This window comes from Streptomyces sp. TAA040, assembly GCF_000424845.1.
In genome coordinates this window covers 143999-157672 of record NZ_AUKR01000007.1, presented here as the reverse complement: position 1 = coordinate 157672, position 13674 = coordinate 143999, and the positions used below count along the sequence as shown (strand labels likewise).

Genomic DNA, 13674 nt, shown 5'->3' with positions numbered 1-13674 from the left:
CGGCGGGCGCACGCTACTCCGCCATCTCGTACGTTCCGGACAGCGCCTCGACGCGGGCCCAGACCCGCGCGGTGCGCGCCTCGTCCGCCACCGGCCTGCGCACCGCGCCGAGAGCCCACCGCTGCTGCTCCGCGGTGGCCGAGTCCTTGCCGTGCAGCTCGACGGCGTGCGCGGAGAAGTCCCGCACCAGGACCGCGAACAGCTCGTCCAGCACGTCCTCCTCGACGCCCGTCAGGCGCGCCTGCTCCAGGACGAGCTGGCCGTGCACGACCAGGGCGAACAACTGGCCGACGGCGAGCAGCAGGTCGAGGTCGCGGCTCTGCTCCGCGTCGGGCGCGGCCTCGGTGACGAACGTGCACAGCGCGTCGGCCTGCTCGCGGAACCGGGCCACGTTGGCCACCGCGGCGTACGCGTCGTAGGCGGGCCGCCAATCGTGGAACCGTACGGACCCCAGCCCGCGGGCCGGACCCTGCCGGAAGAGGAAGGAGTCGTCGGCGGCGTCGAGCCGGGTGGGGGCCGGCTCGTGGGCGGCGGGCTCCAGCAGGTGGTTGCGGAGGAACTTGAGGATCAGCGCCAGGTTCACGTGGACGGTGCCCTCCAGCTTCGGCAGCCCGCGGATCTCGGTGGCCGCCTGGGCGAAGTAGGTGTCCTTCTCGAAGCCCTTGGCCGCGATGACGTCCCACATCAGGTCGACCACCTTCTCGCCCTCGGTGGTCACCTTCATCTTCGTCATCGGGTTGAACAGCAGGTAGCGGCGGTCCTCGGGACCGGCGGAGCGGAAGTAGTCCACGGCCCGGTCGCTGAACAGCTTCATCCCGGCGAGCCGGACGTAGGCGTCGGTCAACTCCCGTCGCACGTGCGGGAAGTCGGTGACGGGACGGCCGTACAGGAACCGGTTCCGGGCATGCGTGACCGCCTCGTACATGGCGTGCTCGCAGATCCCGATCGACGCCGCGCACAGGTTGAACTTGCCGACGTTGACGGTGTTCAGGGCGGCGTCGAAGGCCTCCCGTCCGGTGTGCAGCACGTCCTGCGGGCCGACGGGGTAGTCGGCGAGCCGGAACTCGCTGACGAACTTGGAGGAGTCGACGACGTTCTGCACCAGGCGGTAGGCCGGGTGGCGGCTGTCGGCGGCGAAGAACACGTACCCCTCCGGGCCCTCGACGTCGGTGCGGCGGCCGAAGACGGACACCAGCCCGGCGGCGTTGCCGTTGCCGATGTAGTACTTCGAACCGGTCGCCCGGAAGCCGCCGTCGGCGTCGGGCTCCAGCAGCATGTCGGTGGAGTAGATGTCCGCGCCGTGCGTCCTCTCGGACAGCCCGAAGGCGAACACCTCCCCCTCGGCCAGGAGTTGCGCGGCCCGGCCGCGGGCCTCGGCGTTGCCGCTCTGCCAGACGGGGCCGAGGCCGAGGACGGTCACCTGCCAGGCGTACCAGTAGTCCAGCCCGTAGAAGCCCAGGATCTCGTTGAGGGCGGCGATCCGGGCGGTGTCCCAGCGCTTGTCCTGCGACTCCCCCGCCTCGGCCGAGGGGGTGAGGAAGGTGGCGAAGAGCCCCTCCTTCGCGGAGAAGGCGAGGAAGTCCGCGAGCCAGGCGCGCGAGCGGTAGTCCTCGATGAGCTGCCGCTTCCCACGGCTCTCGAACCAGGCGACGGTGGCCCGCAGCAGCCTCCGGGTCTCCGGGTCGAAGTGCGCGGGGTCGTAGGTGCGCGGGTTGAACAGCAGCGAGTCGGCCATGGGATACGCCTTTCCGGCTTGAGGGTTCGGATTGCGGCTTCGGGTGGGGAGTGCGGGGGCGGCGGGTACGGGGTGACAGCGTGCGGGGTTGGCGGAGTGCGAGGGTCGGCGGTGCGGGGGCGGCAGGTCGCGGTGCCCGGCACGCGCGGCGACCTCGCTCGGCGCGGTGGGCGCCGGTCAGGCGTCGGGGGCGAGCCCGCGGAGCGTGGCGAGGACGTCGTCGAGCCAGGCCAGCGTCATCCGCTCGTAGGCGATGCCGCCGCGCAGCACGACGTGCTGGAGCTCCCGCCCGGCGTCCCGCCCGTCCCTTCCGGCCCCCTCCGCCCCGGGAGGGGGCGCCGACCCGGTCTCCGCTGGCGGCCCCTGCGGCAGGCCCGGCGCCTGCGTGGACGCCTGTGCCGGTGCCTGCGTGGGCACCTGTGGCGGTGCCTGTGCGGCCGTCGGGAAGTCGCACCGCTCCCCGGCGAGATAGTGCGCCAGGCGGTCGGAGTGCGCCCGGTGGTGACGTTCGACCTCGCGGATCAGTGCGGCCGGGTCGTCGAAGGCCGCTCCCCGGATCTTCACCGCGAGGTCGTGCCGGACGCTCTCCGGCTCGATCGGCTCGTGCAGCCACCGGGAAAGGGCCTCCCGCCCGGACGCGGCGACCGAGTACTGCTTCTTGTCCGGCCGTGCCTGCTGCGGCACCTCCCGGACGTCGACCCAGCCGACGCTCTCCATCCGCTTCAGCACGCGGTAGATCTGCTGGTGGGTGGCGGTCCAGAAATAGCCGATGGACCGCTCGAACCGCCGGGCCAGCTCGTATCCGGAGCCCGGCTTCTCCAGCAGCGAGACGAGTATCGCGTGTTCGAGCGCCATGACCCCGATCCTGATATGCAACTAGTTGCATATCAAGGGGCCGCCCCCCGATGAGACACGCCTCACCCGCCCGGCCCCGCCCCGGCGCCGACTCGGCCGGGCGCCGACTCGGCCGCCACGGCTCGGAGGAGGCCGATCCCTGCGCCTCCACCGGCGTCCCCGGCCCCCGGCACCGTCTTTGTGGGACCGGACACCCGGCCGGTCCCGGGGGCCGCGACCGGACGCGGAGTCGGTGCTGCCACGGAGGGCGTACGTGGTCGGGTGGCAGGCGCCCTCCACCGCACCCGGTCGGAGGTGTTCGGCCGGCATCAGCACAGCCGATCGGAGGGCCACGAGAATCACGGTGGGAGCGACGCGAGCCGACGGCCGTTTCGTGGCCGCCCCGACCTCGACAGCCCTCCGACCCGCCACAACTGAATGCCGTCTGCAACGGCCCACCTGTCTCGCCGGACTCCGAGGTGCCGTGGACCGCCCCACGAGCGTCGAGGCAGACTCGTTGTCATGGCGCACCTTCGGGTTCTCACGACAAGCGACTGGCCGTTGTGGCGGGACGTTCGCCTCGCGGCCCTGAGTGAGGCACCTCAGGCATTCAAGGCTCGGCTCGCGGACTGGCACAGCGGCGGCGAGGAACGGTGGCGTGCGCGTCTGGCGATGCCCGCCTCCTTCAACGTCGTCGCGTTGCTGGATGGCCGGGCAGTCGGGATGGCCGCCGGCCTTTCTGCGGACAGCAGCACATGCGAGCTGAGGTCGGTGTGGGTCAGCCCCCGGGCGCGAGGGCGCGGCGTCGGAGGCCAACTGGTGGCGGCGGTCGAGACATGGTCGCGGCAGTCGGGTGCTGCAAGGCTGAAACTCGCGGTGATTCCGGGCAACGAGCCTGCCACCGCGTTGTACCAGCAGTCGGCCCTGAGCCCTGGGCAGCAGATCGCCACCCGCCCCCGCACCCGCGCGAGAGCGCACGGGAGGCCGCCGCTGCGAGCCGGACAGGGCAACCGCGCGGGTCCGGGCGCCTGGGTATCGGTGCCCGGACCCGCTGCGCGCGTCCCGGCCCGGCCGGTGGGAGTCCGGATCGCCGGGTGCGGTTGCCCGCGGTCGCCGCCCTGTCGGTGCGCGTTACTTGCTGACGGCGAAGCGCATCAGCGACTGCTCGTCGCCCTGCTTGATCTTGCCGGTCTCGTTGATCACCTGGAGCTTCCACCCCGCGCCGTCCCTGACCGCCTTGGCCACGGCGCAGCCGTTGTCGTTCGTGAGCAGACTGGGCCAGATGTCGGCCACCTGCTGGCTGGAGCCGCCACTGGCGTCGTACACCTTGAAGCTGATGTTCCGGGCGTTCTGGAACGCGCTCCGCTTCTTGTAGGCGGCGGCGACGAACACGATGGACGTGATGTTGGTCGGCACCCGGGAGAACTCGACGGTCACCGTCTCGTCGTCACCGGCGCCGCGGCCGGTCTGGTTGTCGCCGCTGTGCACGAGGGATCCGTTGCCCAGCGGGTCGAGCGAGTCCAGTCCGGCCAGCCGTACCGGGTCCGCGCCCTGCATCGCGATGGCGATCAGGTCGAGGTCGGTGCCGGCCTTCTGGCGGAGCTTGCCGAGCACGCCGCCACTGCTCCCCGCAGTGGGGTCCCAGGACACCCCGATGGCCAGGTGCGTCACCCCACCGAGGTCGGCCGGTCCGTCTTCCTTCTGCAACGTGATCATGCGTGGTCCTCTTTGTTCGCGGGACTGCTACCCCAGCAGTGTGCCCCGTGGCCCGTGCGAAGACCCAGCCCGGGGCTGCTCAGGGCACGGCGCGCCCCGGGACGCCCGAAGGCCGGGACGCCGGCGCGCGTGTCGCGGTACTCCCGGCCGACCGGCCACGGCGCTCAACCGAGGTCGTCCAGCAGCGCGTCGAGGACCGCCTCCTCCTCGACGCGGACTCCCGTCCCGCGGAGCGCCCCCGCGAGCTGCGGGTCCCAGGGGGACTCGGCCGGTCGTCCGGCGAGGGGCGGGCCGTCCGGCTGCTTCCGGATCGCGGCGCGGTAGTCGGCGGCCGTGAAGCGCCAGGGACGCCAGGGCACGTTCCGCATCAGCACGGACGACAGGCGCAGTCCGCCCCAGTCGAAGTCCGCGTGGTGGAGCAGGTCCGCGCCGTGTCCGTGCAGATGCCGCAGCAGGGTCAGGGCGGCGGCCGACGGCTGCCCCTGGAGACACACCAGGGGCGCGGAGCGCCGCCCGAGCGCATCGGCGGCCGCCGCCAGCACCGCCGGGTTCTCGCAGCTCCGTACGGTGCCGGGACCGGCCGCAGGAGGATTCCGGACGAGTTGGCGCAGGGTCAGCACGCACGGCTCGCCCGCGTCTGCCATGGCGTCCAGGACGTGGTTCCCGCGCAGGTTCAGGACCAGGACGGTGGAGGAGAGCTCGTCGCGGAGCAGGCCCGCGGAGGCCCAGACGTCCCGTCGCCACTGGGCCCCCGTCCCCTCCGGCAGGCTGTTCAGCGCCCGGATGCCCGACAGGACCAGGGTGGCGAGGGCCGTGCCCTCGTCGAGCGCGTGGGCACGGCCGAGGTGCCGGGCGGAGAAGGCCGGGAGGGACACGGTCGGTTCCGCGGGAAGGGACTCCAGTACCGACGCGACGTCGACGAGAAGGCTCCGGGCGGTATCGGGGGAGCCGGCGAACCGTCGCACCCGGCCGTCACCACGCAGCCCGGCGGCCCATCCGGCCAGGGACGGGGTCCGCTCCGCGAGGGCTTCCAGCGGCGCGTACGCCTCCCGCCAGGCCTGCTCCTCGGCCCGGCGCAGTGGACCGCGCGGTACGACCGGGCCGGTCAGCGCGGTGACGGCCGCGGCGAGGCCCTCGGGGCTGACGCCGGAACGGCGCAGCATGTCGTCCAGGACCTCCAGCCGGACGGACAGCGAGCGGCCGTCCCCGGGGGGCCTGCCCAGCAGCGCTTCCACCGCTGCTCGCTGCGCCTCGGTGGGGTCACGGAGGGAGAGGGAGCCGGTGAGCGGGCGTCCCCGCTCCAGTCGGCGGCGCAGCCGCTCGACCAGCCAGCCCGCCCCTGATCCGCCCAGCAGCCGCCGCAGCCGATCCGCGTCGACGGCCGCACCACCGGGGCCGCGCCCGTTGGCAACACCGGCATCGTCGGGGGTCACGTCCACGGCTGCTCCGGGCCGTCCGGCGCCCCCGCATCCGGCGCCCCCGCGTCGGGGGCCACCCACGGCCCCGGGAGCGACCTCTCCGGTTTCGGCGCGTCGCCGGGCCGCGGGAGGTCCTCGCGGCGGTGCCGCCTGGTGCCGTCCCACTCCCAGCGGGTGACGAGCACCGCGGCCACCTCGTCGATGCGGGAGAGCTGGGCGATGGCGACGCCGGGCACCTGCGGGTAGCAGGCCCATTCCCGTTCGCTGGTCATCACCACGTCCAGGTCGAAGGCGTGCAGCAGCCCCAGGCACTTGGCGCGCGAGTCGTCGTCCACGCCCGCGAACGCCTCGTCGAGCGTGACGAGGCGCGGGGCGTGCGGACTGCCCGCACTCGCGTAGTGCGAGGAGGCGGCGGCGAACAGCGGAACGGTCACGGCGAGCGCCCGTTCACCGCCGGAGGCGGGCCCGGTCGCCGGTACCCAGCGGCCGTTCTGGTGTCGCTCGACCCCGAACTCGTGCCAGGACCGGTAGTCGAGCGCGGCGGTGAGGTGTTCGAGCCAGCTTCCCGAGGTGTCCGCGCTGTGCTGGGCGGCGATCTGCGCCTGGAGGAACTCGCCCACCGCCCTGCGGTCCTCAGCCGTCCAGGCGTCGGCGGACTGCCGCAGCCGCTCCCTGGCCCGGTCGAGCCCCGCGGGTGCCTTGCGAGAAGGCCGCCAGACCAGGCGCAGCGTCATGCCGGTGGACGTGGGACGCTCCTCCAACTCGGTGTTCATGTCCCGCACCTGGCGCTCGGCGGTCCTGATCAGCTCCTGGAGGGTGCCCGCGACCTCGCTGATCAGATGGGTCTCCAGCACCTCCCGCTCCCGGGCGGAGAGCACCCGGGTGAGCTCGGCGACCTCGGCGGTCAGCGCCTCCGCGAGTTCGGGGACGGCGCGCTCCCGGCCCTGGTAGACGATGTCGACGACCATGCCGTACTCCACCATGCGGGCCGAGGCCGAGTGGCCGTGCCGCGAGAGCACGTCCTGGAGCGACTTGAACTCTTCGCTGATCCTGCGCTGCACGCGTTCCCACGCACCGTCGGAGTCGTCGGTGGAGCCCAGTTCGCTCTCGATGGCGCGGGCGAACGTGATGGCGGGGGTCGCGGCCCACGTGTCGCCCTCCGGTACGGCCGCCGTGAGTTCCGGCAGGGCGACGTCGATCAGGCCGGTCGCGGTGAACCGTCGCAGCGCCGCGACCGCTTCGGCACGGGACTCCGCCGCGTCGCGCAGCCCGCGTTCCAACTCCTCGATGCGCCCCTCGGCCTTGCCCGCGGCACCCAGGGCCTCGGTGTGTCTGCGCCGGGCGAGCTTCGCCTCGGACGCACAGGTACGCAGGGCTTCCGCGGTTTCGGCGAGCCGCCGCTCCAACTCGGCGACCGCGGCGCCGACCGTGGAGCGCAGCGTGGCGTGCAGTTCCTCGGCGGCGACTGCCTCGTGCCCGGACTCGTCGGCCCTGCGGGCGAGTTCGGCCGCGCGCTCGCCTGACTGCCCGGCCTCGGCGAGGTCCTCCACGGCCTGCCGGTCCGCCTCGGCCCGTTCACGTAGCGCCGGCCAGAGCGCGGCCAGCACGGTGGCGAGTTCGCCGGACGCGGTGCGGACCGCGGCCAGGCCCGGCCGATCCGACGGGAGGCCGAGATCGCCGGCGGTGTCGTCGCGTTCGGCGGCAGCCCGCTCCGCGTCCTCCGCGGCTCCGGTGAGAGCGGCGAGTCGTTCCTCGCGCCACCCGCGGGCCCGGCGGACGCCCTCCGAGGCAGCGGTGACCCGGGCGTGCCCCCGGGTGAGTTCGCTCTCGTCGGGAACCTGGGAGAGTTCGGCGTCGAGCACCCGCCGACGCTCGGTCACGGCGTCCGATTCGGCGTCGAGGACCGCCCGTTCCTCGCCGAGTCGGTCGAGTTCGGTGCGCAGGGCGGCAATCCGGGCGCGGCGGGCCGCCTCCCGCGCCCCGTCGCCGATGTACTCGGCGACGGGCTTGTCCCAACGGCCGGTGAGGGCGCCGACGCGGAACCGTCCGTCCGTACCGGCCCAGGTTTCGGAGCCGTCCTCCGGCCCCGTCCCGAGTGCGGCCAGCAGACCCGCGACCCGCGCGTCGTCCACTGCGGCTGCCTGCGGGTCGTCCCGGTCCACGGCCGGGCGCAGCAGCTCCGCCAGCGTACGGCCGGGCAGGGGCACGGCGGCGGGAGAGAGCAGCACGTCGTGCCCGTCCACATCCGCGGCGAGAGCGGAGCCGTCCGGGAGAACCCAGGCGTCGAGCAGGCCGGAGGCCTCGAGCGCCGCTTCCAGGCCGGCACGTCGCGGGGCCGGGAGCGCGTCGTCGAAGTCGACCAGCCGCCACAGCGGAGCGCCGGGGAGCCCGTCGCGCAGACCGGGGGTGCGGGTGGGCGGGGGCTGCGGCGCACCGCGTCCGCCGGCCTCCAGCGCGTCGAGTTCCTGCCGCACCCGCTCGCTGACAGCAGCCAGTTCGGACGCACGGTGGGCGGCCTCCGCCGCCCGGTCGGCCAGTGGTGCCGCCGCGGCCCGGTGGGCCTCGGCGGCGCGGACTCGTGCCGGGCACGGGCCGTCGAGGTGACCGACCCAGTCCTGGAGCTGGTCCAGCAGGCCGGCGAGGTCGGGGTAGGCCAGCTCCGTCCAGGTTCCGGCACGCTCGCGGACCGCGTTCACCAGGGCACGTCCGACGCGCTCGGCGGTCTCCTCGGCCTCGGCGTGCACTTCTGTGGCACGCCCGAGCTCGGTGTCGGCCTCGTCGAGGCGGACGGCTTCCCGACGCTGCTCCGCCGCCGCGTGCTCCGCCCGCTCAGCGAGCCGCTCGACGTGGGCGAGCGCACGCTGCCCGCGGGCCACCGCCTCCTCGGTGTCACGCCGCAGCGCGACGTCACTCCCCGGAGCGTCACTTTCCGGGGTTCCGGGCCCGGGCGCGGCCCTGGCCTCGGACGGCACGGCGTCCGAGGGCAGCTGAACCCGTGCGGCGGCTGCCGCCTCCCGCGCCTGTCGCAGGGTCTCCTCGACAGTGCCCCGCGCGGTGCGGAGCCGGTTCCGCGCGGACTCGCTGCGGCCCAGAGCCCGGGTGTGCAGGTCCGCTGCGCGGTCCCGGTCGTCGCCGGCCTGCGCGGCGGCGCGGGCGGTCCGCTCGGCCGCCTGGGCGGCCTGCTCCAGTTCCCGGGCACTGCGCATCTCGGGACCGACGCGCAGAGCGGCGTCCTGGGCACGGAGCCGGGCGTCGTCCTCCTCCAACTCGACGATCCGCCGCTCGGCCGCCGCACACTCCTCCTCCGCCTCGGCGTGCCGGGCCTGTGCCTCGGACAAGTCGCGCTGCAGCTGCTCGTAGCGGGAGTGCTCGCCGCGCGGCAGGCGGGCCCGACGACGGGTGGCGGTCCTGGCGTAACGACGGTAGTGCTCCAGGAAGTCGGCGGCCGCCCGCTCGGCGGCGGTGGCGGCGGCGAGTTCCTCCTTCTCCTCGTCCAGCGAGCGGAAGGCCTCGGCCACGTCGGCGACCACGGCCTGGTCCATCGGGGGCAGCGCTTCGGTCAGCGCGCGGGAGAGAGCGGCCTCGTTGGGGCGCTTGGAGAGCTGCGGTTGCCGCAGTTGGACCAGCAGGTCCACCAGGGCGCCGTAGCGCTGCTCGCCCAGTCCGAAGAGGGCCTCGTCCACGGCCCGCCGGTAGATCCGCGCCTGGTCGTGGACCATGCCGCGGCCGGCGAGTGCCTCGGCCAGCCGGTCCCGGGTCAGCGCGGTGCCGGTGGCGTCCAGCAGGCGCAGGGTCCCTTCGGCGGGGGCCTGCGGGCGGTGGTCGACGCGCAGGTCGGTGACGGCGAACCAGTGGCGGGCGATACCGCGTCCGGTCACCGCCTTGAGCCCGCAGAGGAGCGTACGGAAGTGCGGGGTGCCGGTCTCGTCGATGCGGCCGAACTCGATCCAGGTGTAGCCCAGACGCTCACTGTGCGGGTGGTCCCCGCCGAGGAGCAGGTTCCACTCCATCCGCTTGCCCGGATCGCCGTCCGGCTCGACGCGCCGCGAGCTGAGGTCGCCGTCGAGGAGGAACGGCAGGGTCAGCGCGAGGACCTTGGACTTCCCGGTGCCGTTGTTGCCGCGTAGCAGCAGCCGACCGTCGCGGAAGTGGAACTCCTCCACGTCGTAGTGGAAGAGGTCGACGAGTCCGATGCGCAGCGGTTGCCACCGGTCGCGCAGCGGCACGGGGAGCCCGGTGCCGGACGCGGTGGTGGTCGTCTGGTACTCGGCGGGAGCGGTCACTGCGTGCGGGCCTTTCGCTGCGTGGTCGGGGCGGGTGCCGCGGGACGGGGGACGCCGGGTGACGGCGCCCGGAGGGGCGGTTCACGGAGCACGGGGGCGCCGACCGTGTAGCGGGCGAGTGCGGGGCGGGGCACCACCCCCTCGGAGGTGCGGGAGACCAGGCCGAGCGCCGCGAGCCGGACGACGGCCTGTTCGACGAGTTCGGGCTCGGCCCCCGGCTCCCGTGCGGACTTCGCCCAGAACCCCGCGTGCTCAACGGCGAGTTCCCGCACCCGCTGGGCCAACCGGTCGGTGGTCACCGGTCCGTCGGCAGCAGCGAGGTGCTCGGCGAGCAGCAGGGTGACGTGCCCCCTGGTGCCCTGCTCGGGCATCCGCACGTCGGTGAGGTCGTCGTCCGGGTCGACCATCGCGATCCCCTCGGCGCGCACTTCGGGCACCAGCCCGGTCAGCTCGTTGATGCGCGCGGTGAGGAAGCCGCGCTGGCTGCCGAGGTAGTCGAGTTCGGCGCGGCTCAACTCGCCGTAGTAGACGACCGGATCGTCCAGGAGTCGCCGGGTGAGGGCCCAGCGGGTCGCGCGGAAGCGCAGTTCGTCGCTGTCCAGGGCGGTTTCGGCGACGAGTTCGCCGAGCCGCTCCTCCAGGGTCTCGCTCTGCACCGTGGAGGGCCCTCGGCGGGTGGCGAGCAACCCGGCGAGCACCCGACGCTCCACGTCGTACAGGACGTCGCCGGCGCCGCTCACGTACGCCTCCTCGTCCCCGGCGACCCGGCGCAGCACGCCGAGCCCGAGCAGGAGCCGCACGACGGCCGCGAGGTCGAGTCGCTCGTCGCGGCGGTCGAGGGTGAAGCGGAGGCCGGTGGCGGCGAGGTGCGGGTCCGCCGCGTCGAGGACGACCTGGTCGGCGAGCCGGCCGAGCGCGATCTGCGCCTCGCCGCGTTCGAGTGCGGCGAGCGCGAGGCAGAGCAGGACGTAGCGTCGGCGGGTGAAGGGGGCACCGGAACGGGTCGTCTCGCGCGCGGGGTGGGTGGCGTCGGTGAGGACACCGGGAATCCTGCGCAGGCGGGCGGTCTCGGCGTCCACCTGGAGGGACCAGCCGGTGTTCCGGTCGAACCATTCGCGCAGCGCGGAGGCGTGCCGGCGGACGAGCCGGAAGTCGTCGCCGTGCTTGCCGCGGGCGAGCAGCAGCGGTGTTCTGAGCAGGGCGCGTGCCGCCTTGCGGAGCTCCGCGGCCCGCTGCCCGTCGAGCACCTCTGCCAGCGGGGTGTTCATCGGATGCTGCTCTCTTCCTCGGTCAGGTCGATGATCTCGATGAGGTGGTCGGGCCCGCTGAACACGCCGTCCGGGGTACGGACTTCGGCCGTGGCGTCGGTGTCGGGCGCGGTGAGGCGGATCTCCGCCGAACCGTCGCTGCTGCCCGCCGCGGTGTGCCGCATACCGGGACGCCAGGTGGCCAGGGCGTCGCCGAGCAGTTGCAGGAACAGGCCGAAGGCGTCGGGGTCGAGCATACCGAGGTCGGACAGGCGGGTGGGCCCGTCGGTGGCCAGCCGTGCCCGGGCCGCGGCCGTCTGCGCGGCCTGCTCCGCCGCCACCTCGGCGAGCACCCGCCGGTGCTGCCCGCGGTCCTCCACGCGGCGGGGCTTGCCGCGCCGCTCGTAGCTCCCGGTGCGACGCAGCTGGGGGCTGATCCGCAGCGGTTCGGCCGCCGCCCAGGGCGTGCTCGCCGGAACCGGGTGCGCCGTGCGGGCTGCGAGGGTCTCGGCGTCAACGGCGAGATGCCGGGAGGGGTAGAGGCCGAAGACGGTGCGCCACAGTCGATGCCGTGAGTCGTCGTCGGGTGCCTCCGCGAACCAGCGGGCCAGCGTGCGGAAGTCGGCCGACCGGTCGGAGCGTCCGGCTCTGCGCTCACCCAGCGTCCGCACCACGGCCAGCAGTTGGGGGACGGCGCCGAGAGCGCGTCCGCGCAGCAGCCGGGCCTGCGACTCGCGCCCGTCCCGGCTGGTGAACCATCCGGCCAGCCCGTCCCACCGTACGGCCCACCGGTCGTGGGCCTGCTGCGCGGCCCGGTCGGACTCCTCGGGCGCCGCGTCGGCGGCCTCCCGTCCGGCGGCGGCCCGCAGCAGGACGGTGATCCGGCCGTCCCGCTCCAACTCCGCGACCAGGTGGGCGATGCGGCCGCCCAGGGTGATCAGGTCCTGGATGAAGCGCTCCAGGTACTGGACGAGTCGGTCCTTGTAGGCGAGGAACGCCTCCTCCTCGACCTCGTGGAGGTCGATGGTGCGTTGCAGGGAGCCCATGAAGGCCCGCGCGTTGTCGGCGAGTGCGGTGAACCGGCTGGCCAGCGCGTCGAGCGCAAGATGCGCCTTCGCGGGGTCGGGCTGCGCGTCGTCAGCGAGGACGAGGAGCGCGTGCAGGTGGGTGACGATGTCGTGCAGGGCGACGGCCTGGAGGGCGCCGCGCCGGCCGAGCGTCTCGTCGTAGACGGCCAGGGCCTCCTCGGCCGCCTCCCCGGCCCGGGTGAGCTGGTAGATGAACCGCTTGCGGTAGAAGTCCTCGACGGCGGTGACGCGGGAGGTGTCCGGATCGGCCCGCAGGTTGCCCCAGGAGACGAGGCTGTCCAGCGCCTTCGCCACAGCCTCCGCGTCGGCGGGCCTCACCTCGACGGGCAGGGCGGCGTGCACGTCCTCCGGCCGCAGGTGGACGGCGAACCGCTCCTTGGCCAGGACGAACACCCGCATCACCTGCCGGTACAGGGCGGTGTTCTGCACGGTCAGGTGGGCGAAGGGCCCGTAGGCGTCCGAGCGGGGCGGCGAGGCCGTGTCCGAGGAGGGCTGCGGGTCAGTGGTACGTGCGGTCATCGCGGACAGTATCCCGCACAGGGAGGCTCGGCAGTGTCCGGACCGGCATTTGCACGCGACGCTGCCCCACGGGCCGACCGCACGGCGACTCCCACGGCAGCACCTGCCCCACGCGCCCGGTCGCGACCGGCGCGCCCAGCGGTCAACGGCGGACGGCGGACGGCGGACGGCGAGGGTGCCGGGGACGCGGATGTGCGGGCGGCCGTCCGCGCCCGGCTCCACGCCCCGGACCCGCACCCCGTAGACCCCGGCGATGCGCTCCTCGGTCAGCACCGCGCCGGGCGGCCCGGCGACCGCGATCCGGACTCTGCTGAGCAGCACCAGGTGGTCGCGGTAGGTCGCGGCCAGGCTGAAGGTCGTGCAGGGCGCCGACGGCCGTCACGGGAGGGTCTCGGCCCAGGTCCAGCAGTTCGAGCCGGTGCTGGATGTCGAGGTGGTTGGTCGGCTCGTCCAGGAGGAGTTCGCGCGGTTCCTGAACCAGCGCCCGGGCGATCCGGACACGTTGGCGCTCGCCGCCGGACAGGGTGTGCCAGGAGCGGTCGGCGCATCCGTCCGGGCCGGTGCGCTCCAGCGCCGGGCGCACGGCCCGTTCGGCGCCCGGTGTGGGGAGCGACCAGGCGCGACGGTGCGGGAACGCCAGCAGCAGTCCGTCCTCGGAGACGAGGACGACCCCGCGGGCGTCCACCTCCAACCGCTGGTCGGCGGTGCTCGACCACGACGGGCCGAACCAGCGGCCGGACCGGTACCCGGACTCGACGCGTCGGGTGAACGCCAGCGGCAGGGCGCCCGGCAGCAGCACATCGGTCTGCGGCAGGAACATCTTCCCCGTGGCCA

The 13674-nt window shown here is 74.1% G+C and carries 7 protein-coding genes and 2 pseudogenes; 1 reads left to right on the top strand and 8 read right to left on the bottom strand.

Annotated features, from left to right (window positions below):
* Window positions 1-13: 13 nt before the first annotated feature.
* Together H300_RS0107685 and H300_RS0107680 are read right to left on the bottom strand one after the other, a co-directional pair.
* Window positions 14-1735, bottom strand: coding sequence for an acyl-CoA dehydrogenase family protein (locus H300_RS0107685; RefSeq protein WP_028426972.1), 1722 nt, complete (start codon window positions 1733-1735; stop codon window positions 14-16).
* 177 nt (window positions 1736-1912) lie between these two features.
* Window positions 1913-2590, bottom strand: a complete 678-nt coding sequence (locus H300_RS0107680; protein ID WP_028426971.1) for a helix-turn-helix transcriptional regulator — start codon at window positions 2588-2590, stop codon at window positions 1913-1915.
* Window positions 2591-3091: 501 nt separating this feature from the next.
* On the opposite strand from H300_RS0107680, the pseudogene H300_RS29900 reads away from it, so the two are divergent.
* Window positions 3092-3487 (top strand): annotated as a pseudogene (locus H300_RS29900) (GNAT family N-acetyltransferase); the annotation flags it as partial.
* Between the two features lie 213 nt (window positions 3488-3700).
* Here the strand turns inward: H300_RS29900 and H300_RS0107675 are convergent.
* The 6 genes and pseudogenes from H300_RS0107675 to H300_RS29895 all read right to left on the bottom strand — a co-directional run.
* A complete protein-coding gene (locus tag H300_RS0107675; RefSeq protein WP_028426970.1) occupies window positions 3701-4285 on the bottom strand; it encodes a TerD family protein in 585 nt (194 codons plus the stop codon).
* Between the two features lie 164 nt (window positions 4286-4449).
* Window positions 4450-5718 carry a TIGR02679 family protein gene (locus H300_RS0107670; protein ID WP_106966767.1) on the bottom strand — a complete coding sequence of 423 codons (1269 nt, stop codon included), beginning with the start codon at window positions 5716-5718 and terminating at the stop codon, window positions 4450-4452.
* A complete protein-coding gene (locus H300_RS25575) occupies window positions 5715-9986 on the bottom strand; it encodes a TIGR02680 family protein (protein ID WP_078515791.1) in 4272 nt (1423 codons plus the stop codon). Before H300_RS25575 ends, H300_RS0107670 begins: the two co-directional genes overlap by 4 nt.
* A complete protein-coding gene (locus tag H300_RS0107660) occupies window positions 9983-11254 on the bottom strand; it encodes a TIGR02678 family protein (RefSeq protein WP_028426968.1) in 1272 nt (423 codons plus the stop codon). Before H300_RS0107660 ends, H300_RS25575 begins: the two co-directional genes overlap by 4 nt.
* Window positions 11251-12840, bottom strand: coding sequence for a TIGR02677 family protein (locus H300_RS0107655; RefSeq protein ID WP_028426967.1), 1590 nt, complete (start codon window positions 12838-12840; stop codon window positions 11251-11253). The genes H300_RS0107660 and H300_RS0107655 overlap by 4 nt, the downstream gene beginning before the upstream one ends.
* A gap of 186 nt (window positions 12841-13026) precedes the next feature.
* A pseudogene (locus tag H300_RS29895) lies at window positions 13027-13660 on the bottom strand (DUF6531 domain-containing protein); the annotation flags it as partial.
* Between the last annotated feature and the right edge of the window lie 14 nt (window positions 13661-13674).

Bases quoted from the DNA above. Each gene is read 5' to 3' on its own strand.
- H300_RS0107685 (WP_028426972.1), bottom strand. From the start codon at position 1,735: ATGGCCGACTCGCTGCTGTTCAACCCGCGCACCTACGACCCCGCGCAC.
- H300_RS0107680 (WP_028426971.1), bottom strand. From the start codon at position 2,590: ATGGCGCTCGAACACGCGATACTCGTCTCGCTGCTGGAGAAGCCGGGC.
- H300_RS0107660 (WP_028426968.1), bottom strand. From the start codon at position 11,254: ATGAACACCCCGCTGGCAGAGGTGCTCGACGGGCAGCGGGCCGCGGAG.
- H300_RS0107675 (WP_028426970.1), bottom strand. From the start codon at position 4,285: ATGATCACGTTGCAGAAGGAAGACGGACCGGCCGACCTCGGTGGGGTG.
- H300_RS0107655 (WP_028426967.1), bottom strand. From the start codon at position 12,840: ATGACCGCACGTACCACTGACCCGCAGCCCTCCTCGGACACGGCCTCG.